The organism is Stenotrophomonas veracruzanensis (genome assembly GCF_032911525.1).
Lineage (GTDB): Bacteria > Pseudomonadota > Gammaproteobacteria > Xanthomonadales > Xanthomonadaceae > Stenotrophomonas > Stenotrophomonas africana.
Map to the genome: position 1 here is coordinate 15,018 of NZ_JAWJTI010000008.1, position 19,527 is coordinate 34,544.

General features: G+C 66.5%; 18 protein-coding genes. 2 read left to right on the forward strand and 16 right to left on the reverse strand.

Features of this window, described 5'->3' with window-relative positions:
- The 5 genes from R1H25_RS08050 to R1H25_RS08070 all read right to left on the reverse strand — a co-directional run bounded on the left by R1H25_RS08050 (position 1) and on the right by R1H25_RS08070 (position 6,564).
- On the reverse strand, positions 1-2,319 hold the full coding sequence (locus R1H25_RS08050; protein WP_317223279.1) for a TonB-dependent receptor domain-containing protein: 2,319 nt from the start codon (positions 2,317-2,319) through the stop codon (positions 1-3).
- A 314-nt stretch (positions 2,320-2,633) separates the two neighbouring features.
- Complete coding sequence (locus R1H25_RS08055) at positions 2,634-3,011, reverse strand: DUF2894 domain-containing protein (protein WP_317223280.1); 378 nt, start codon at positions 3,009-3,011, stop codon at positions 2,634-2,636.
- Positions 3,001-3,639, reverse strand: coding sequence for an OmpA family protein (locus R1H25_RS08060; RefSeq protein ID WP_111129142.1), 639 nt, complete (start codon positions 3,637-3,639; stop codon positions 3,001-3,003). Before R1H25_RS08060 ends, R1H25_RS08055 begins: the two co-directional genes overlap by 11 nt.
- Positions 3,636-5,900, reverse strand: coding sequence for a DUF802 domain-containing protein (locus tag R1H25_RS08065; protein ID WP_317223281.1), 2,265 nt, complete (start codon positions 5,898-5,900; stop codon positions 3,636-3,638). The genes R1H25_RS08060 and R1H25_RS08065 overlap by 4 nt, the downstream gene beginning before the upstream one ends.
- 10 nt (positions 5,901-5,910) lie before the next feature.
- A complete protein-coding gene (locus tag R1H25_RS08070) occupies positions 5,911-6,564 on the reverse strand; it encodes a DUF3348 family protein (protein ID WP_317223282.1) in 654 nt (217 codons plus the stop codon).
- Between the two features lie 145 nt (positions 6,565-6,709).
- On the opposite strand from R1H25_RS08070, the gene R1H25_RS08075 reads away from it, so the two are divergent.
- The gene (locus tag R1H25_RS08075; RefSeq protein WP_005409936.1) at positions 6,710-7,630 is read left to right on the forward strand and encodes a M14 family metallocarboxypeptidase; all 921 of its coding nucleotides are present in this window, start codon (positions 6,710-6,712) and stop codon (positions 7,628-7,630) included.
- Here R1H25_RS08075 and eptA read toward each other — a convergent pair.
- The 10 genes from eptA to R1H25_RS08125 all read right to left on the reverse strand — a co-directional run bounded on the left by eptA (position 7,534) and on the right by R1H25_RS08125 (position 17,453).
- Entirely contained in the window at positions 7,534-9,342 is a 1,809-nt protein-coding gene (gene eptA, locus R1H25_RS08080) for a phosphoethanolamine transferase EptA (protein WP_317223283.1), read from the reverse strand. The two genes, R1H25_RS08075 and eptA, sit on opposite strands and share 97 nt — an antisense overlap.
- A gap of 73 nt (positions 9,343-9,415) precedes the next feature.
- Entirely contained in the window at positions 9,416-9,802 is a 387-nt protein-coding gene (locus R1H25_RS08085; RefSeq protein ID WP_317223284.1) for a diacylglycerol kinase, read from the reverse strand.
- A 58-nt stretch (positions 9,803-9,860) separates the two neighbouring features.
- A complete protein-coding gene (locus tag R1H25_RS08090; RefSeq protein WP_317223285.1) occupies positions 9,861-11,093 on the reverse strand; it encodes a HAMP domain-containing sensor histidine kinase in 1,233 nt (410 codons plus the stop codon).
- Positions 11,090-11,764 carry a response regulator transcription factor gene (locus R1H25_RS08095; RefSeq protein ID WP_317223286.1) on the reverse strand — a complete coding sequence of 225 codons (675 nt, stop codon included), beginning with the start codon at positions 11,762-11,764 and terminating at the stop codon, positions 11,090-11,092. Before R1H25_RS08095 ends, R1H25_RS08090 begins: the two co-directional genes overlap by 4 nt.
- A gap of 104 nt (positions 11,765-11,868) precedes the next feature.
- On the reverse strand, positions 11,869-12,399 hold the full coding sequence (locus R1H25_RS08100) for a nuclear transport factor 2 family protein (protein ID WP_099589231.1): 531 nt from the start codon (positions 12,397-12,399) through the stop codon (positions 11,869-11,871).
- Between the two features lie 72 nt (positions 12,400-12,471).
- Positions 12,472-12,819 carry an RcnB family protein gene (locus R1H25_RS08105; RefSeq protein ID WP_317223287.1) on the reverse strand — a complete coding sequence of 116 codons (348 nt, stop codon included), beginning with the start codon at positions 12,817-12,819 and terminating at the stop codon, positions 12,472-12,474.
- A gap of 133 nt (positions 12,820-12,952) precedes the next feature.
- Complete coding sequence (locus R1H25_RS08110) at positions 12,953-14,389, reverse strand: efflux transporter outer membrane subunit (RefSeq protein ID WP_317223288.1); 1,437 nt, start codon at positions 14,387-14,389, stop codon at positions 12,953-12,955.
- On the reverse strand, positions 14,386-15,270 hold the full coding sequence (locus R1H25_RS08115) for a biotin/lipoyl-binding protein (protein ID WP_088480795.1): 885 nt from the start codon (positions 15,268-15,270) through the stop codon (positions 14,386-14,388). Before R1H25_RS08115 ends, R1H25_RS08110 begins: the two co-directional genes overlap by 4 nt.
- Position 15,271: 1 nt before the next feature.
- On the reverse strand, positions 15,272-15,481 hold the full coding sequence (locus R1H25_RS08120) for a DUF1656 domain-containing protein (RefSeq protein WP_049447662.1): 210 nt from the start codon (positions 15,479-15,481) through the stop codon (positions 15,272-15,274).
- Complete coding sequence (locus R1H25_RS08125; protein ID WP_317223289.1) at positions 15,471-17,453, reverse strand: FUSC family protein; 1,983 nt, start codon at positions 17,451-17,453, stop codon at positions 15,471-15,473. Before R1H25_RS08125 ends, R1H25_RS08120 begins: the two co-directional genes overlap by 11 nt.
- A 70-nt stretch (positions 17,454-17,523) precedes the next feature.
- On the opposite strand from R1H25_RS08125, the gene R1H25_RS08130 reads away from it, so the two are divergent.
- Entirely contained in the window at positions 17,524-18,318 is a 795-nt protein-coding gene (locus R1H25_RS08130; RefSeq protein WP_317223352.1) for a helix-turn-helix transcriptional regulator, read from the forward strand.
- Between the two features lie 35 nt (positions 18,319-18,353).
- On the opposite strand, the gene R1H25_RS08135 is transcribed toward R1H25_RS08130, so the two are convergent.
- Complete coding sequence (locus R1H25_RS08135) at positions 18,354-19,175, reverse strand: alpha/beta hydrolase (protein WP_317223290.1); 822 nt, start codon at positions 19,173-19,175, stop codon at positions 18,354-18,356.
- Positions 19,176-19,527 lie beyond the last annotated feature (352 nt).

The following is a 19,527-nucleotide window of genomic DNA, read 5'->3' on the forward strand; positions in this document are numbered from 1 at the left end:
TCAGAAGCGAAGGTCGATCGTACCGAACACCTGGCGCGGTGCCGAGGCATGGAACACATACAGCTTGCCGGCAGGGTCGCTGGGTGCGAACACGCTCGAATCCAGGTTGCTGGCGTAGCGCTTGTTGGTCAGGTTGGTCACGTTGAACGACAGGCGCATGCCCTTGGCGAAGCCGACCTGGCCGAAGTCATAGCCGCCGGCCACGTCGAACACGGTGAAGCCGCCGAAGCCCTGGTCGTTGGTGTAGGTGTAGAAGCGTTCGCCGGTGTACTTGCCGCGCAGGCTGGCGAACCAGCCGTTGTCACGCCAGGTGATCTCGGTAGCCAGCAGCTGCTTGGGTGTATCGGTCTGGATCTTGCCCTTGATCTGCTGCTCCACACCGGCCTGCACGTAGTTGGAGGCGTAGGTCGAACGGTTCAGCGAGGCCGAGGTGTACCAGCTGAAGTGCTCGTTCGGGGTCCACAGCACGGTCAGCTCGGCGCCGCGGCTGTCGACGCCGCCCACGTTGTAGAAGCGGTTGCCGCAGGTCGGGCCGACCGGCTGGCGCGAGTCGCAGGGGTTGTACTGCAGCAGGCGGTTGTCGAAGCGCACGCTGTAGGCCGCGATCGAGGCCTGCAGGGTATCGGTGACGAAGCGGTAGCCGGCTTCGAGTGAGCGCGATTCCTCCGGCTTCAGGTTGCCCTGCGCATTCCAGGTGGCCTGGCTGACCGCCTGCGGGCCCAGCTTGAACCCGCCCTGGAACATGGCGATGTTCTCGGCGTAGCTGGCGAATACTTCGTGGTGCTCGGCCAGGCGGAAATTGGCACCGATGCTGGGCAGGAAGTTTTTGCTGGCCTTCAACGAGCCGGTGGCGAACTGGTTGTTCGAGGCAGGCGGGATCGGCGCCTTCGCGTCGCCCGGCAAGGCCTGTGCATCGGAGGTGGCATGCAGGCTCTTGGCGCCGAATTCCAGGGTCAGGCGATCATCGAGCAGGCGCCAGGTGTCCTTCAGGAAGAACTGATGGGTCTTCCAGCGCGTGCGCTGGGCGAACACACCGACATCGGAGGGCAGGGTGTTCATGCCACTCAGGTCGCGCGGGCCATCCACGGCGGTCTGGTAGCGTTCGGCAGTGCTGGTGTTGCGCTCGTACCAGACGCCGCCTTCGATGCGATGTGCACGCAGCTCCCAGTCGAACGACAGCGTGCCGCCATCGCGGTCGATGGTGTAGATGGTGTTGCGGAAGATGATCGGAATCTCCTGCGCCGTGCCCTTGTTCGACCACGCGCCACTGTTCCAGTTGTGGCCTTCGCCGCGGTCATCGTGGTGGTAGGCCAGGGCGCGCAGGCTGAAGCCATCGGTCAGGAAGAAATCGCCGGCCAGATAGTAGAGGTTGTCATCGCGCAGAATCTGCCCGGCGGTGAAGGCACCATCGGCATCCTTGTCCGGGCCGCTGTTGTCGCACTTCTTCGCGTTGAAGCTGGCGGTATTGCAGTAGGCCTTGGCCACGGCCTTGTTCCAGTCCGGCGCGTAGCCGCCCCAGTCCCAGCCGAGGCCGCGCGACATCTCGTCCTTGGACAGGTAGAAGTAGTCAGCCTGCGTGGTCCGCGAGGTATCGACGAAACCGGTGATCTGGCCGCGGCCGAAGTTCCACACGCCCTTGGCATTGAACTGCTTGGTGGTGGATTTGTTGTAGGCGGTCTGGTCGTTCCACAGATCGGAGACGGCGTTCATGCCGGAGACGTAGCCGGAGAAACCGTTGTACTCGCCGCTGTCCACGCGCGCGAAAGTGCGACGATTGGCATCGCTGCCGAAGGTCTGCACCACGCGACCGCCGATTTCCTGGGCCGGGCGGTCGGAGGTGTACGAGATGGTGCCACCGAGGTTGCTGGTGGACGGCGTGCCGAGGCTGCCGATGCCCACCGCCAGCTCGGCGCCGGCCATGTTCTCGCTGATCAGCGCACGGTTGATGGTCAGGCCGTTGTAGTTGTTGTACGCGCCATCGCCCAGCGGCACGCCGTCCAACGTGTAACCGAGACGGGTGGAGTTGAAGCCGCGCAGGCTGAGCGTCATCGACTGCTCGTTGGTGCCCAGCGCATCGGCCGACTGCGCGTTGACGCCCGGCAGCAGGTTCAGGGTCTTCTGCAGGCTGGTCCCCGGCGGCAGGATGTCGAGGTTCTCGCGGGTGATGCGCTGCACCTGGCGTGCTTCACCGCTGCCGATCACCGAGACCGCATCGAGGGTGGTGGCGGAGGGTGTGCTGGAGGTCGGGGCAGCATCCTGCGCCCAGGCCGCAGGAGCGAGCGCGATCGACAGCGCTGCGGCCAACAAAGTTTTCGTCATGTTACGGACACTCAGGCGGGCACGAGCCACCGCGAGGGCGCGGAGCTCATGGAGTTTGAAGAGGGAGATAGCCGATGCGACCGGCAGGCACTGCAGGCGCCGTGGGTCAACGTGAAAATGGTGCGCTAGACAGATGACTGTCTGGTGACACCGCTACACGCGTGGCATGCCGACGCATGCATTGGTGGATGCCAACCTTGGTTGGCATGCGCGGTGTCGTTGGTGGAGCGCCAACCAAGGTTGGCGTCTACCAGAAGCGCGGATCAGGATTGTCGTATCCAGGAACGCCGAACGAGGTCGGCGTCAATGTGCGATCAACCCGCGTTGCGCGGCTTGCGCGTGCGCTTCGGCTTCGCGGCATCCGCACCGCTGGCGGCGCCGTCCTGCAGCGCCTGCAGCCACGACAACGTATCCACGTAATCGATGAAGTGGCGCAGGTAGCCGGGGCTGGTCGCCTGCATCGTGTCCAGCATGCGCTGCACCAGCACCGCCGAGTTCAGCGGGCCGCCGTCGGCCGGGGCTTCGGCGCGCAGTGAGCGGCGCACCTGTAGCTCGCTGCGCAGCTCCGACCATTCACGCTGCACCTGCTGCAACATAGGCACCTGCGGGTAATGCGGCAGCGAGCGCGACCCCGCATCGAGGTCACGCACCAGTGCGCGCAGGCCTTCGAGCGCTGGCGGCTTACTTGGCATCCGGCGCCTTGGGCTTGGGAATCGGCGCGATCTCCACGCGACGGTTGCGTGCGCGGCCTTCTTCATTGGCATTGGAACTGACCGGCTGCTCGCTGCCGAACGCGGCGGCGAACACGGCGTCGGCCGGTACGCCGTCGGCGATCAGGGTGCGGGTCACGGTCAGCGACCGCTGCGCGGACAGCTCCCAGTTGTCGGCGAAACGACGGTTGCCTTCGCGTACCGGCGCGTCATCGGTGAAGCCGCTGACCATCAGGATCTCTTCGCGGCTGCCCAGGTAGGCAGCCAGTGGTGCGGCCAGGCTGCGCAGCAGCTCCTGGCCTTCCGGCTGCAGCTGGTCGGAGTTCAGCGCGAAGAGCACGCTACCGCTGATGCCGATGCGGCCATCCACCAGCGTCACCCGCCCAGCAGCCAGCGGGCCAGCCAGTGCCTGCTCGAGGGTCTGCAGGCGCTTGGCTTCTGCCTGCCGCTGCTTCATTTCCTGGTCCAGTCGCTGCGACAGTTCCAGCTGCACGGCGACCACGCCGACCAGGATCAGCACGAACGCACCCAGCAGCACCGACATCAGATCGCCGAAGGCGGCCCAGATTGGGGCGTGCGAGCCGCCATCGACCTCCAGCTCGTCGCTCATGCGCTGCCGGCCTTGCCGCGGCGGGCGGCCAGCTGCTGCAGTTCTTCCATCACCTGCTTCTGCGACAGCAGGCTGAGGTCGACCACCTCGCGCGCCTGCGCCACGTAGTAGGCCAGCTGTTCATCGCTGCGGGCCAGCGAGGCATCCAGTGCGCCGCCGATCTGTTCAAGGCGGCCGGACAATTCAGTGGAGGCGCTGCCGAACTGCGCGACCGCTTCGCCGAAGCTGCTGGCCAGCTGGCCGACGTCGCCCGCGCTGCCGTGGAGCGCTGCGGCAATGCCATCAAGCTTGCCGGTCTCTGCGGCGATATGGTCGGTGAAGCGATTGCCGACGCGCTCCAGCAGCTCGGCCGAGCCACCGACCAGTGCGTCCACAGCGGTGCGCTGTTCGTGCGAGGCATGGTTGATCGCATCGAGCAGGGTCTGCACGGTGGCCAGCAGGCGTCCGCGTTCTTCCAGCATCGCGTTGTCGCGCACCAGGCTCTCGGACAGCGTGCTGCGCAGCTCGTTGATGACGTCGGCAGCAGCTTTCGGTGCCGCCGCCGCGGTCTGCAGCAGGGTCGACACCTCGGCCAGCGTGGCGTTGGCCTGCGCGCGACCGTTCTCGCCGATCTGCTGCGCGGTGGCCGCCAGCGTGTCGCAGACCTGCTGCTGCTGCGCGGCCAGGCGTTCGCCGTTGGCCTGCAGGCGCTCGGCCAGATCGGTGGAAACGTGCTGCAAGGCATCGCTCCAGCGCTGCAGGCGCTGTTCATCGCCGGCCTGCAGCTGTGCCTGCAGGGTGGCGTGGGCCTGCTGCAGCTCGGCGCTGACCGCGTCCCAGCGCGCCTGGCGCTGCTGTTCGCGGCTGTCCAGGCTGGCCTGCAGTTCGGCATGCGCGGTCGCGGCGGCGGCCTGCGCGGCCTGCCAATCCTGCGAGCGCTGCTGTTCGTGGTCCTGCAGCAGCGACTGGCTGGCGCTGTGCTGCTGCTCCAGTGCTTGCAGCAACGCCTGCGCGTGCTCCTCCAGCTGCTGACCGACTGCGAGCAGCGCCTGCTGCTGGCGCTCGACCAGCGCGCTGTTCAGGGCCTGCTGCTGTTCGGCGGCGGCGCGCAAGGCCTCTGCATTGCCCTGTGCATCGGCCTGCAGGCGCTCGCCGATGCGCGCGACCAGCGCTTCGGCATGCGTGGCCTGGCCATCGCTGAAGGCCTGCAGGTGCTGGCGCAGATCACCCACCAGTGCCTGTTGTGCCTGGGTTTGTTCACTGACCACCTTGGCCCAGCTGGCCTCGGTGGCGACGCGGCTGCGCTCGAAACCGTCGCTCAGGCCGGCCAGCTGCTGCTGCACGGCCTGCTCGACGCGGGCATGCAGTGCTTCGCCGTGATGGGCCAGGCCAGCCAGGGTGGTCTCGGCCATCGGCTGCAGCGCGCCACCGATGGCGGCGGCGCTGGCTTCGGCGCCTTCGCGCAGCGACTGCTGCAGCGAGACCGCCAGGCGCTCCTGCAGGGCCTGGCTCTGGGTCAGGAACTCGGCCTGGCCGGCCAGCAGGCGCTCATTGGCAGCCGCACTGTGCTGTTCAAAGGTGCTGGTCATCGCCTGCAGGCGGTCGACCAGCGCCGGCAGCGCCGCGGACTGTGCCTGCAGCAGGCGCAGCGATTCGGCGCGCTGCCAGGCCTGCGAGTACGGATGCAGGTCGCCGGCAATGGCGCGGTCCAGCTGCTGCACGGCCTGCAGGCGGTCACGACGCAGCAGCGCTGCCAGCAGGCCGAGCATGGCCGAGCTGGCCACACCGGCGATCGAGGTACCAAATGCCACCGCCAGGCCCTGCACCGGCGAGGCCAGCGAGCCGCGGATCGCGGCCATGTCGGTCGCGCTCTGCAGGGCCAGTCCGGTGCCACGCAGCGTGTCCATCATGCCCAGCAGGGTGCCGAGCATGCCCAGCAGCACCAGCAGGCCAACCAGGTACGGGGTCAGTACCGGTGCGGGCAGGGCAGTGCGCTCGCCTTCCACGCGCAGGCGCACGGCGTTGCGCAGGCCCACCGGCACGCGCTCCAGCCAGGGGGCGAGGCTTTCCTTCGCGCTGGACAGATCGTTCAGTGCGGTGCGCAGGCCGTTGCTGGCCTGGCGGTAGCGGTACAGCTCCACGCCACCGGCGATGTAGCAGGCCGCGATGATCGCCGCCACCGCTGCACCCAGCGGATGCACCGAAACGTAGCCAATGCCGATCCAGCACACGGCCAGCAGGCCGACAAGGAAAACAACGACATGGAAAGCAGTTCTGGACATGGTGTTCCGGTCAGTGGGAGCGCAGGGCGTCTTGCAGCCCTTCGATCGGGTGGAAGCGCAGCTGCAGCTCGGCGAGCAGCAGCGTGCGCATGTCTTGGCGGAAGGCCGCGCGCCAGCCGGGCTGGCCGTGCACGCGTTCAAAACGGGCGCTGAGCACTGCCGGCGCAGTGGCCAGCAGGCTGTGCTCGCGCGGTGTGAGGGTCTGTTCCATCACCGCATCGACCTCGGCCAGCCGCGCCAGCTCGGGCGAAACCTGCACCAGCTGGTCGCGCAGGCGGCCGCGCAGGCGCCCGGTGGCGGTCTGGATGGCCTGCTGCAGCACCCGGTAGCGCTGGCGCAGCGAGGCGAAGTTGGGTACAGCGGCGGCTTCGGCCAGGTCCAGCAGGCGCTCAGCCTCGGCATCCTCACTGATCGAGGCGAGCAGGCTGGCGCGCGCCTGGGCACAGTCGGCCAGCACATCCTCGACTGCTTCGGCGGCTTCACCGGGCTCGGGCAGGCGTCCGCCGAGCGCTCCGGACAGGGCCACGGCACGGCTCCAGTCCACCCACTGGCCGAGGCGATCGGTCAGGGCGGGACTGGTGGCCGGTATCGCGCCGTCGCTGAGACGGGCGAGCAGGCGGAGGAACTCCGGTCCACCCAGGACCGGCTGCGCTGCGTTCGCCATCAAGGGGTTGGGGCCAAAAACCGTTGATTTTACAACCAGATGACCCGGCCTGGATGAAGGCGGGGGCCGGGTGGGGGCGCCCGCAGGCGCGACAAGGCTTAGAATGTCCGGCTGCACCCATCCGTTCGACCCCTGGAGTTCCCCAATGACCGTTGCGCAGTTCTACCCGATCGGCACCCCCGGACAGCCCTGGGGCGACGCGGAACGCGCACAGTGGCGGGCCCGCCAGCAGCGTCAGCGCAGTTACCACGATGACGTGGTGGCCGCCCTTGAGCGCCTGGACGACAGTTTCGACGTGATCCAGTACGGCCAGTTGGACTATGCGCCGGACCATTACCCGCTGTTCGCCGTGGTCAACCACGACTGGAACCCGGCGCTGCCGACCGCGCTGATCACCGGTGGCGTGCATGGCTACGAGACCAGCGGTGTGCACGGTGCCCTGCAGTTTCTGGAACAGCAGGCCGAGCGTTACCTGGGCCGGCTGAACCTGATCGTGGCACCGTGCGTCAGCCCGTGGGGCTACGAGCGCATCCAGCGCTGGAACCCGGATGCCATCGACCCCAACCGCAGCTTCCGTGACGGCGGCCAGATCGAGGAAGCGGCCGCGCTGATGGCCTGGGTGGCCGAGCGCAAGCCGAACCTGCTGGTGCACCTGGACCTGCACGAGACCACCGACAGCGATCTGCACGAGTTCGATCCGGCGCGCTGTGCCCGCGACGGCAAGCCGTTCGAGCGCGACACCATTCCGGACGGCTTCTACGTGATCGGCAACAGCGAAGATCCGCAGGCCGAGTTCCAGAAGGCCCTGATCGCCGCCGTCGCCCCGGTCACCCATATCGCCCCGGCCGACGCCGAGGGCAACCTGGTCGGCCTGCCGTTGCAGTCGCCGGGCGTGGTCTGGGGCGAATCGCGTTCGATTGGTGCCTGCGCCGGCTTCACCGATGCACGCTTTGCCACCACCACCGAGGTCTACCCGGACAGCCCGCGCACCAACCCGCAGGAATGCAACGACGCCCAGGTGGCGGCGGTATGCGCCGGCCTGGATTTCGCCCTGGCCGCACAGTAACGCGCCACGTTGCGGGCAGCGACCGGCATCAGCCGGCGCTGCCTTGCTGGCGAGGGGGCCACAGCCGGCGAAGCCGACGCGCGGCAACCGGCGAACACATCCAGATCGCGCTGGTAGACCGTGCTATTGACCCCGAACAGGCCCAGCAGCGAGTGGAAGACGTTGTCGTGGCTGTGCGCCCGGTGCAGGGCGTTCTCGCGCAGGCAGGCCAGGTCCACGCCCGCGTTGCGGCTGAATTCCGGTGGGAACCACATCACCATCGGCACCTGGGTCTGTTCGCGCGGGGCGATGAAGTAGGGCGTGCCGTGAAGGTACATGCCGCGTTCGCCGAGCGACTCACCATGGTCGGAGACATAGATCAGCGCAACGTCGCGGTGGTCCGCATAACCCTGCAGCAGGTCGATGGTCTTGCCAAGCATGCGGTCGGTATGGACCAGGGTGTTGTCGTAGGTGTTGACCAGCGCCTCGTTGCTGCAACGCTGGATCTGGTTGCTGTCGCAGGTCGGACTGAATGCCCGCGACTGTGCGGGGTAGCGTTCGAAGTAGGTCGGGCCGTGGCTGCCCAGCTGGTGCAGCACGACCAGGGCATCGCCGTGGATGGCGTCGATGCGTGCGCCAAGCTGATGCAGCAGTACCTCGTCGTAGCAGGTGCCGTCGGCGTTGACACACTGGCCGGCCACCTTCAGCGCGGGCATGTCCTCGGTCGGCACGCGTTCGCACACGCCCTTGCAACCGCCGTTGTTGTTGTTGCGCCAGAGCACGCCGATGCCGGTGCGCTGCAGGATGTCGAGCACGTTCTCCTCGGTCGCTGCACGTACATCGTCATACTGGCGGCGGGTCATCTGCGAGAACATGCACGGCACCGAGATCGCCGTTGCGGTTCCGCATGAGGAAACATCACTGAAGCTGATGACGCCTTCCTTGCGCGAGAGCCGGGGATTGGTCGCGCGTGGGTAGCCGTTGAGCTGGAAGTTCTGTGATCGCGCGGTCTCGCCGACGACCATGAACACAAGCTTCGGACGCGCGCCCGGTACGCGCCGTGCGTCCATGCCGATCGGGCGCAAGGGTTGCTGGCGGGTGCTGTAGAGGCCTTTCAGATAACCGTGGGTATGGCGCACGATGTTCATCGGCAGCACCTGGTCACGGATATAACGATTGTTTCGCAGCAGCGAGGAGTAGTCCTTGTAGAACGCGAAGCCGACTGCCAGCAGTACCAGCAATGACGCCAGAACGCTGGCCGGCCACACCAGCAGCGAACGTATCGAACCGGCCCCGCTGGTGGTGCGCACCAGGGCCAGCCCGGCAGCAGGCAGCACGCCCAGCGCCAGCAGGGTCAACAGCAGTGGCAGCGAGAGATAGGCGTTCAGCTCGGCCTGGTTGGTCTCGAACACGTTCTGCACCATGCTGCGATCGATCAGCACGTTGTAGTGCAGCATGAAATAGCTGCAGGCGGCGCTGACGACAACGAGCAGCACCAGCAGCGGCCTGCGCAGGAACGGCAGTGCCAGCAGTGGCGTCAGCATCAGGTTGAACAGGCAGAACAGCACCACCGGCAAGCTGGCCAGGAACAGCACGCTGCGCAGGCTGTTGAGGTCGATCAGCCCCCACAGCGTCTTCCAGAGGGCGATGTTTCCAATCGTGGTGAAGAACAGTGCGGCGGCCCAGACCAGAACGATCGGATGGAGCCGTGGAAAACGGAGGCATTGACGCACGAGCAGGTTCCGCGGAACAGGAGTGCGCGCAGTATCGAAACGGCTTTATCAGGAAGTTGTCAGGATTGCCGGGCTAGCCCAGCAGGATCACGCTCCACACCGCACCGACCATCAACAACGCGGTGGTCTGCGCGGCACTGCCCATGTCCTTGGCGTTCTTGGACAGCGGATGCTGCTCCAGCGAGATGCGATCAACCACGGCCTCGATCGCCGAGTTGAGCAGTTCCACCAGCAGGCTGATGAAACAGACCGCCAGCACTATCGCGCGCTCGACCGCGCTGATGTCCAGCACGAACGCTGCAATGATCAACAGCGCGTGCAGGAGCAGCAGCTGACGAAAGGCAGCTTCGCCGCGGAAGGTGGCGATGAAACCATCGCGCGAATGGATGAGGGTGTGGAAGATGCGGCTCAGGCCGGTCTTGCCGTGCGGGTACTTGCCGCTGTCCTTGGGGTGCTGCATGCGGGTTCCGCCGTGAAGTGAGCCATCCCAGCATGTGCACGCGCGCGTCAGGAAACCGTCAGAGGGGCCACTCCAGGCTGAACCGGCATCCCTGCTGCGAGGAATGCACCGTCATCTTCCAGCCCAGATGCTCGACGATGCGCTGCACGATCGACAGCCCTAGTCCCTCGCCACTGTGCGGGTTGCCGGGCAGGAAACGCTCGAACTGCTGTGGGTCGATACTGGAGGGCAGGCCGGGGCCCGTGTCGGCGACGATGAGTGCGGCGTCGTGGAGGGTGATCCGCACCTCGCCGCATTCGGTGTACTGGCAGGCGTTGCGCAGCAGGTTCCAGATCACGCTGTGCGCCAGATTCGCGTTGGTGTCCAGCACGGTGTCATGCAGGGCATCAAACGCAACGATCACCGGCTTGCCGGAAAGCCAGGGCTCGCAGCGCTCCATGCTGGATTCGATCAGCGGACGCAGGGCCACCTGGTTGCGCGGCACGGTACTGGGGGCGCGCGAGAGCAGCAGCAGGCAGGTCAGCTGGCGCTGCATCTCCTGGGTGGTGCGCAGGATGCGCTCGGCACTGGGAACCAGGTGGCTGTCGGCCGGAAGCTGGCAGGCGAGCGTCTCTGCGGCGCCTCCGATGATGGCCAGCGGCGTACGCAGCTCGTGGCTGGCATCGCCACTGAAGCACTGCTCGCGATGCAGGAACCGTTCGAGCTCGTCGCTGTGCCGGGCGAAGGCGCGGGCGAGTACACCAATCTCGTCGCGCGCGTCCTGATAGGGAAAGGGCTTCTGGCCGTCCTGCACCGCGTCCGCCAAGCGCGTGATGGGCGCGATGACGTGCGTCGCCACCTTGCGACCGATCAGGAAGGCGCCCAGCACGCAGATCGAGATGACCAGCGCCGCAAAGGCATTGATCAGGTGTTCCAGGTAGCCATAGGGGGCAGCGTCCTGCAGCAGGTAATAACGTTGGCCGCCACTGTCGAACACACGCAGGTGCCACTCGTTGGGTGCTGCTTCGCCGTGGTAGCCCGGACCGTACTGGCGCAGGACCATCGGCACGCTATGGCTGTCGTACAACTGGCTACCCGAGGGCAGGGCGGGGTGTTCGCCACGGGTCAGTGCTCCCTGCAGCGTCTGCACGGCACTATCCTGGGTCCGCGCGATGACGGCGGCCCTGACCTGGTCGTAGTCGACCTGTTCGGCCAGGACGATGAAACCCATTGCACCGGCCATCAACAGCACGAACGAGATCGTGATGCGGGTGCGCAGGCTCAGCCGGCGGTAGAGGGAAGCAGGGCTCACGCCAGCATGCGCCAGCCGACGCTGTGCACCGTGGTGATCAGCGCGGTGTCAAAGCTCCGGTCCACCTGCAGGCGCAGCTCATGGATGTGTGTTCGCAGCGCGCCGCTGTCCGGTGGCTCGTCGCCCCAGACCAGGTACTGCATCTCCTGCTTGCGCACCACCGCGGGAGCCGCACGCACCAGGCACATCAGCAGCTTGTGCGACGTGGGTGTCAGCGTAATGCAGTGGCCTTGCCGCCAGGCCTGTGGCGAGCGCGTGTCCACCTGCAGATCCTTCCACGCCAGCACGCTCTGGACCTGGCGACCCTGCGCCCGTCGCACCAGGGCCTTGATCCGCGCATCCAGTTCCGTCAGCGAGAACGGTTTGACCAGGTAGTCGTCCGCACCCAACGCAAGGCCCTGAACCCGGTCTTCGACCGGATCGCGCGCGGTCAGCATCAGGATCGGCACCGGGTTCTGGAACTCCTGGCGCAGCTTCTGGCACAGCGTCATGCCATCCAGGCGCGGCAGCATCAGGTCCAGCAGGATGGCGTCGTAGTCGTGCTGCGTGGCCCGGCGCAGGCCGCTGGCACCGTCGCGGGCGTCGTCCAGCACGTAGCCGAGAGGCTCGAAGAAGGCGTACAGGTTGGCTACGAGCTCGGGGTTGTCTTCGATGATCAGCAGGCGGGTCATGGCGTGCGTCCTTGCGCGTGGCCGAACTGTGCCCGATCCCTGACTGATTGCCAATGCGCAGGCTGAATGGATCGCGGCCGGGGTTCGGCCCCGTCAAACGACGTTCAATCGGCCGGGCTGCGTGAATCGCGGACCGAGTAGATCACCGAGAAGATCTTCCAGCCCTGCTCGGTCCGGATCAGCTGCCACATTTCCTTGCCCCAGTTGGTCTTCACCCCATCGTCGTGGAAGCTGTAGTCGAACGACACCGAGGCCACATCGCCATCCGTCTCGATCTTGGTGTTGGAGAATGTCTCTTCTTTTGGCTTCGGCGAAGCCACCGCTCCGTCGATCAGCGCGATGAAGTTGTTGGTGGGAATCTGCCGAGCCTTGATCGCATCGGGCTTGGCCTTGCGGATGTCCTGCAGGCGCGCGTCCTCGGAGACGAACTGCCAGCCGATATCTTCCGGTTTTTCCGAAAAGAACAGGCCCATGTAGGTCGGCTTGTCCTTGTTGATCAGCGAGGTGCGGAACGATTCGACCACCTGTTCGATCGCTTTTACATCCGCCGCTGATGGGTGCTGGGTTGCGTGGGCCGGCTGGCCTGCGACGAGGAAGGCAGCGAGAAGCGCGCCTTGGAATCCGATGGTTCGCATCATTGACGTGGGTCGCAGCAGGGTAGGTGCGCCGCCGGGGCCACGGCTACAAGGCCCCGGCGCGCTCCACATTCAACGATGCAGCGCGTCAACAATCAAGCCGGTTGCGATCTCCACCAACAGGTACTCGTTGTCGGACTGGCGCACCCAACGCCGGTCGCGGCCCGGCTCACGCAGGTGATAGCGCGCATAGTCGTCCACCCAGTATCGGCGATCCACTTCGGACCACGGCAGGCGCTCACCGTGGCGCCAGGCCTTCTTCTGCCAGCCCGGCGGCGGCGCATCACGGTTGTGGGGGCCGCCGGCATGCGGCGGCGGGCCGTTGCCGCGGGCGTGGTGCGGCGGATCCGCGAAGGCGGGAGCTGCGGCGAGTGCTGCGGCCGTACTCACTGCAAGGGCAAGCAGACGTATGGATGTCATCGGGATGCCTCCGTCATGGCCGCGGTATGCGGCGCTGTGAACGCGAATGTAGGGCAAGCCATGTGAATGAATACGGGTGTCGGCATGCCGTTCATGAATAGATCGGGTTGCGCCTGCTGCTGCGAAGATGATCTCAGCGTGTCGCGCCATCGGCTGTGTCGCCCGCAGCCCAACCGCCGCCCAATGACAGGAACAGTTCCATCTGACGGTCGACCCGCTCCGCGCGCGAGGTGGCCAATGCGGACTCCGCATCTGCCAGCGCGGCCTGGGCCGAAAGCACGTCGAGAAAATCGATCCTGCCGAAACGGTAGAGTTGCTGTGCCTGCCCGGCGGCCCGCGCTGCGTCCATCCGCGCCTGCGCCAGGCTGCGCTCGCGTTCAAGCTCCTGCGTGCAGGCAGAAAGCGCGGTCTCGGTCTGGCGCAGTGCCCGCAGCACGATGCCGTCAAACGAAGCGAGAGCAGTATCTGCATTGGCACCAGCCGCTGCGATGCGGGCCTTGGCTGCGCGGCGGTTGGGCCAGTGCCATGACAGCACGGGGCCGATGCTCGCACCGAAGCTGTCGGCTGACAGCAGATGCGCCGGTGTGCCAGCCACGCCGGAAGAGGCGCCCAGAGTGATCTGCGGATAGAGCCCCGCCGTCTCGACACCGATCATTGCAGTCGCGGCGGCCAGGCTGCGTTCGGCTGCGCGTACGTCAGGGCGCCGCTGGAGCAGCTGCCAGCCGTCACCGACCGGCAATGCTTGCTCCAGCTCAGGGGGCTGTGGGCACCCTTCTGCTTCCCTGGGATAGTCTGCCGGGAGCCTGCCCATCAGTGCGGCCAGTTCGAACAGTGAGGCCTGCCGTTCCGCCAGCAGGTGCGGTATCCCCGCCGCGCTGCGGTTGACGGCGGCACCGGCACGGCTGACATCGAAGTCCGTTCCGCGCCCGCCTGCAGCCAGGCGTCGGGTTGCCTCCAGCGTGGCGCGCTGTATCGCCAGCACTTGCCGGGTTGCGGCGAGCGTGTGATTGCGGGTACACACCTGGAGATAGGCACGGGTGACGGCCGCAGCGACAACCACGCGGACTTGGTCCCGTGCCGCAGCGACGGCCTCCGCGTCCGCGGTGGCGGCTTCGATGCCGCGGCGGATGCCGCCTGCAAGATCCAGTGGATAGGAGAGGTGCAGGCCCAGCGCATACGACTGCGACGCGGCCGACGCCTGGGTGTAGCCACCAGCATGGGTGAGCGTGCCCGATGCATTCACGTCCGCTTGCACAGCACCGCGCGCACGGTACTCCAGCACGGTAGCGCTGGCGCGCCGAAGGTTGGCATCGGCGGCGCGCAGGTCGGTATTGGCCGCCAGTGCTTCGCGTACGTAGGCGTCAAGCTGGGGGTCGCCATACAGTTGCCACCACCGATCCGGTGGCACGTCGTGACTGAACGATGCGTCCTGGCCTGAGACGAACGCCCGGGCCGCCCGGGGGGAGGCCGCGACGGCATTCGCAGGCAGGTGATAATCAGGGCCGGATACGCAGGCCGTCATCGGCAGCAGCAGGGCAAGCAGCCCACCACGTACGGTTCGCACGCTCACTTGCAGGCTCCCTGGGCCGAGGGCGTGATGGTCACGTTCGCAGTGCGACCCACGATCAGACGCGTATCCGCCGGCGCATCATCGATGTGGATGCGGACCGGGATGCGCTGTGCAAGCCTCACCCAGGTGTAGGTCGGCGCCACGGCCGGCAGCAGGTTGTGCGTGCTCGAGCGCTGATCGTCGGCAATGCCGGCGGCAATGGTGTCCACGTGTCCGCGGACATCGCGGGCGTCGCCCATCAGCCGGGCCACGGCGGCATCACCCTCGGTGATGCAGCCCAGTTTGGTTTCCTCGAAGTAGCCTTCGATACGCAGGCTGCCGGTATCGATCAGCGCCAGCGCCTGCGCACCGGGTTGCAGGTAGTCGCCCGCGTGCAGGTCCAGATTGGTGACGATGCCATCGGTAGTCGCGCGCACCTCGGTACGTCGCACGTTGAGCTGGGCTACGCGCTGTTCGGCTCGTGCCTGGGCAAGGGCGGCCAGCTCGGTATCGACCTTGGCGGCGTTGCGTTCGCGTGTTTCCGAGGCGACCAGGTTGCCAAGTGCGTTGTCACGCGTCGATTCGCGGCGGGCCAGCGCCAGCGTCGCTCGTGCACTGCTGACCGCTGCGTCGGCCTTCTCAAGCGCGGCAGCGAAGCGCGGTTGATCCAGCACCAGCAGCAGCTGTCCGGCGCTGACCCGCTGGTTGTCGTGCACCAGCACCTGGGTGACCAGGCCTCCCATGTCCGACGCGACGCGCACCACATCGGCGCGCACCCGTCCATCACGCGTCCACGGGCGTGTTTCGTAACGATTCCAGAGGGACAGTGCAGCGACGACAGCAATCGCGAATACAACCAGCGTTGCGCTCCAGCGCCCGATGACAGCAAGCGTGTGTTTCATTTCATTTCTCGAACAGAGGCGCAAGCCGGATCATCAGCTCCGCCAGGATCACGAACAGGGAAAGGCCTACCAGCGGCCGTGCGGCGAACCAGCGGTACAGACCGAGGCTGGCGAGCAGGCGTGAGGTCAGCATCGACAGCGCCAGCGCGGCGGCGGCCACGGCGAGCAGGCCGGGAATGAGCACGCCATCAATGGAAAGATCAGAAAACATGAGGTCGGTGCCGATGGGTGAGCGGGGGTGCCAGCAGGTCGCGGCGCAACCCGCAGAGCAGGTGCGACAGATGCTCCCGATCCGCGCTGCTGGCCACCGCTGCTTCTCGCATGCGGTCGAGCAGTTCCAGGAGATGGGCGTCGACACGGCGTGGCGCGTGGGCGCGGATCCTGAAATGTGCTGCGACGCGTTCGATCAGCGTCGCCTGAAGCGCTTGCATGCGCGGATCCTGCAGGCGCGTGTCCAGTGCGCGGAGTTGGTTGGATGCACGTGCCGCACGAACGTCCGCAAACAACGCTCGCAGGTCGTGTGCTGGGCTGGTACGGCCCTGCAACCTGGGAGCGAGCAGCCCGATGCGATCCAGCATGCGGCTGAGCCAGGCGCGGGTCATAGCACCTCGTCCGGCGGCGCGCCGCGCGATGTCCCGACGGATCGAATGCTCCAACCGTGCGCGGTTGCGGCCCGCATCGGTGGTCTGGAATAGCTGCATGCTGCACAGTGCCATTGCCGTACCGACGAACAACGCAACGCTGTTGTTGAGTGCACCGACGATGTTGACCGTATTGGTCGCGCCCAGGCCGGCGATGAGCGGAAACGTCAGCACCACGCCCAGCGCAGCCATGGTGAAGGGTGGCCGGGCCAGGAAGGATCCGCACAGCAGCAGCACCGGCGCGAGCGCGGCAATCAGGCCGACGAAATCGGAGAGCGCGGGGAAGATCAGTAGACCGTAGAGCAAGCCGACGGCAACGCCGATCAACGACCCCACCAGATAGCGCATGACATGCGGCGCAGGCGCTTCGATCGTGCCGAACAGCACGCACGCCGTGCCGATGATGGACACCGCCGTGGCGCCGTCCGACCAGCCGGTAACGATCCACAGAACGCAGCTCAGCAGGATGCCGACGAACGCGCCCAGCGCGCTGCGCAGGGCAAGCCGATGATCCCGGTGAAGTACCGCACCCTGTGCATGTCGCGCAAGGCGAGCAGGTACATGCCGGCGCCAGTCGGGGCGGGCAGCGCATAGTTGCGCCTGCAGTACGCGGCAGTCGGCGTGGGCGAGGTCGAGCTCGGCCTGTTGCGCGACGAGGCTGGCCTGCAGCAGATCGCGCCAGCCCGTTGCATCCATCGCGCCGGCCTGTGGTGAACGCAGCCGGGCGATGGAATCTTCCACCGCGCTGGACAGCAACAGTACGTCCAGCATCCGGTCATGCAGGGCGCGCAGGATCTGTACCTGGGCCACGCCGTGGGCACTGTCGAAGGGCAGGTGGATCGACAGCACATGCAGTTCGAGCAGGTCGGTTGCCACTTTCGAGCGGTCCGTCGCCAGCACCGTGTCCGATGCACTGGCGCGCAGGTCGCGTGTCCATCGTTCCGCATCTTCCAGCACGGCAGCAACCCGTGCGTGCACGCGCATCGAGACCCGGCGCGGCAACACCAACGCATGTACCAGCGTGGCGGCCAGGATGCCGATGGAGATTTCCTGCACCCGCGTGATGGCAATGGTGAACACGTCTCCCGGCACCATCACCGCAGGAAACCCGATCAGGCTGGTGGTATAGCCGGCCAGCAGGAACGCGTACGCACGTGGCGTGCGGTCGAGCATCGCCAGATACAGGCACAGGGCCATCCACGTGGCGAGCGCGGCGCTCAGCACCAGGGGTTCATTGGCGAAGCGTGGCACCAGCGCGACGGTGGCGACGGCCCCGCCCACGGTGCCGAGCAGACGGAACAGTCCGCGGCTGAGCGTTGCGCCGGACAGCGGTTGCGACACCAGATAGACCGTGCCGATCACCCAGAACGGGCGGTTCAGGCCGATCCGCAGAGAGACATACAGCCCCAGTGAGGCGGCGAGCAGGCATTTGAGCGAGAACAGCACCGCCTCCTGGTCGGTCCGGAGGGCAGGGCTTTTCAACCGGGCAAATGCCTGGAACAGGTGGGGAAGGAAAGGTGTGGGGAGGTGCATGCGGGTCATGCTAGTGATCGGCCGCACTGGCGAATTTCGCTACAATGACAATCAATCGCTAAAACCGGTCAATGTGAGAATGGCTCGCATTTCGCTCCCCGGCTTTGACCTGGACCCGGACGAGACCGATCGCCCGGCGGTCGCCAGCCGCCTGCAGGTAGCCGAGCACGACGCGGAGATTCCCGTGCATGAGCACCGCAAGGGCCAGCTCATTCTTGCGTTGCACGGGGCGGTGACCTGCGAAGTGGCCAACGCGCTGTGGATCGTGCCGCCCCAGTGTGGTGTCTGGATTCCGGGCGGCATGCCGCACAGCAATCGCGCCACCGCCAACGCGCGCCTGTGCTACCTGTTCGTCGAGCCCGGCGTCGTCGACCTGCCAGCGCAGTGCGTGACGCTGGCGATCTCCCCGATGCTGCGCGAGATGATCCTGCACCTGGCCGATGCGCCGCTGGACTACCCGCACGGCAGCCACACCGACCGGCTGGCGCGGGTGTTGCTGGACGAGCTGGTACAGATGCCGGCCGAGCACCTGTCGTTGCCGGTCAGCCATCACCCGAAGGTGCGGGCGTTGGCTGCGTCGCTGTCGGCGGATCCGGCAGACCGCAGCACCATCGGCCAGTGGGCCGTGCGCCTGGCCCTGGGCGAGCGCACGTTGACCCGGCTGATTGAGCGCGAAACGGGCTTGTCGTTCGGGCGCTGGCGGCAGCAGCTGCATCTGCTCATCGCCATTCGTGAACTCGCCGGTGGTGCCCCAGTACAACGCGTTTCCGAGACGCTGGGCTATGAGTCGGTGACGGCCTTCATCACGATGTTCAAGAAGGCGCTTGGCCTTTCCCCGACGCGGTACTTTGCGGTGCGCCTGCGTGGGCAGTAGCAGGGAACAACCCGGAAAGCCGTTGCCTGGAACGGCTACTTCAAGGTGCCGGAGACGGACTGAATCGCGGCCACCACCGCAGCGGGGTCCTCGCGCTGGAGGGTGTGCCCGGTCGACAGATAGCGATGCGTACCGCGTGTGAATCCCGAGAAGAGCAGGGCGTGCTGTGCCTTCCAGAGTGCCTTGCCCGATGCGGTTTCTTCGAAGAACAGCGGTTCGGCAGCCAGCTTCGTTGCAGTCAGCAGCGCCACGGGCACGTCCGGCATCGTGCGCGGGGTCTCCGCACCGGGTGCATCCAGTTGTTCGGTCAGCACGGCGTAGTCGGCAGCCATGGCCGGCGGCAGCATTGCCCGCAGCTGGGCATCGTCTGCCTGCACGCGGGCACTGTCGGCCTGCTTGAACGCATGGCGCTGCCCCATCGTGGCCGGGTCCACCAGTACCAGGCCCTGCAGGCGCTCCGGATGCCGGCGTGCAAACTCCGTGGCCAGCAGGCCACCATAGGAATGACCCACCAGCACAACGCGGCGACCGGGTGCGAGCGTATCGATCACTGCCGTGAGGTCGGCCAGATGCGCATCGATGCGCTTGGGGTGGCCGTCGCTGCCGGACTTGCCGAGTCCTGCACGGGCGTAGGTGATGCTGTGGTAGTCGCGCCCCAGACCGGCAACCACCTCCTTCCAGGATTCCGCGCCCTGCCCGAAACCGGATTCAAAGACCACGGTGATCGGGCCGCCCCCGGTCTCTTCGGCCTGCAGTGCGTAAGCGCCGCGATCCACCTGGATTTCCCCTGCGTGCGCGGCGCCCACTGCGGCCATAATCGCGGCCAGCGCCCACAACGTCACTCGGCTGCTTTTCATTGCCATTCCCCTGGGCCGTGACGCGTGCCAGCCCTTCCGATGGGTCAGGTCTGCAGCGGAGCGCCACAGCCTGCCGACGTCGCGACAAGTCGTGCTGGTAATGTAGTGAGGTAGAGCACCAACTCTCTGTGCAGGAAGTCATGGGAGCAGGGCGCAGTCCGCTGAATAGCGTTGGGTGCTTGAATCTGTGATCGGTTACTCGGCTCCACACTTGAATGTGTAAGCGTCCTCAACGATAAAGGCGGCATGTGGCACTGCCGCATTCCGGACCAGGGACGATCCGAAGCATGACGCGGGGAACACCTTCGCGTTCTCGTTCCCGCCGGCGCTGTGTTCGTCCAGGAAGGAGAAC

Bases quoted from the DNA above. Each gene is read 5' to 3' on its own strand.
- R1H25_RS08120 (WP_049447662.1), bottom strand. From the start codon at position 15,481: ATGTTTTCTGATCTTTCCATTGATGGCGTGCTCATTCCCGGCCTGCTC.
- R1H25_RS08095 (WP_317223286.1), bottom strand. From the start codon at position 11,764: ATGACCCGCCTGCTGATCATCGAAGACAACCCCGAGCTCGTAGCCAAC.
- R1H25_RS08135 (WP_317223290.1), bottom strand. From the start codon at position 19,175: ATGAAAAGCAGCCGAGTGACGTTGTGGGCGCTGGCCGCGATTATGGCC.
- R1H25_RS08125 (WP_317223289.1), bottom strand. From the start codon at position 17,453: ATGACCCGCATGCACCTCCCCACACCTTTCCTTCCCCACCTGTTCCAG.
- R1H25_RS08070 (WP_317223282.1), bottom strand. From the start codon at position 6,564: ATGGCGAACGCAGCGCAGCCGGTCCTGGGTGGACCGGAGTTCCTCCGC.
- R1H25_RS08075 (WP_005409936.1), top strand. From the start codon at position 6,710: ATGACCGTTGCGCAGTTCTACCCGATCGGCACCCCCGGACAGCCCTGG.
- R1H25_RS08115 (WP_088480795.1), bottom strand. From the start codon at position 15,270: ATGAAACACACGCTTGCTGTCATCGGGCGCTGGAGCGCAACGCTGGTT.
- R1H25_RS08130 (WP_317223352.1), top strand. From the start codon at position 17,524: ATGGCTCGCATTTCGCTCCCCGGCTTTGACCTGGACCCGGACGAGACC.
- R1H25_RS08050 (WP_317223279.1), bottom strand. From the start codon at position 2,319: ATGACGAAAACTTTGTTGGCCGCAGCGCTGTCGATCGCGCTCGCTCCT.
- R1H25_RS08060 (WP_111129142.1), bottom strand. From the start codon at position 3,639: ATGAGCGACGAGCTGGAGGTCGATGGCGGCTCGCACGCCCCAATCTGG.
- R1H25_RS08055 (WP_317223280.1), bottom strand. From the start codon at position 3,011: ATGCCAAGTAAGCCGCCAGCGCTCGAAGGCCTGCGCGCACTGGTGCGT.
- R1H25_RS08105 (WP_317223287.1), bottom strand. From the start codon at position 12,819: ATGACATCCATACGTCTGCTTGCCCTTGCAGTGAGTACGGCCGCAGCA.
- R1H25_RS08100 (WP_099589231.1), bottom strand. From the start codon at position 12,399: ATGCGAACCATCGGATTCCAAGGCGCGCTTCTCGCTGCCTTCCTCGTC.
- R1H25_RS08065 (WP_317223281.1), bottom strand. From the start codon at position 5,900: ATGTCCAGAACTGCTTTCCATGTCGTTGTTTTCCTTGTCGGCCTGCTG.
- R1H25_RS08085 (WP_317223284.1), bottom strand. From the start codon at position 9,802: ATGCAGCACCCCAAGGACAGCGGCAAGTACCCGCACGGCAAGACCGGC.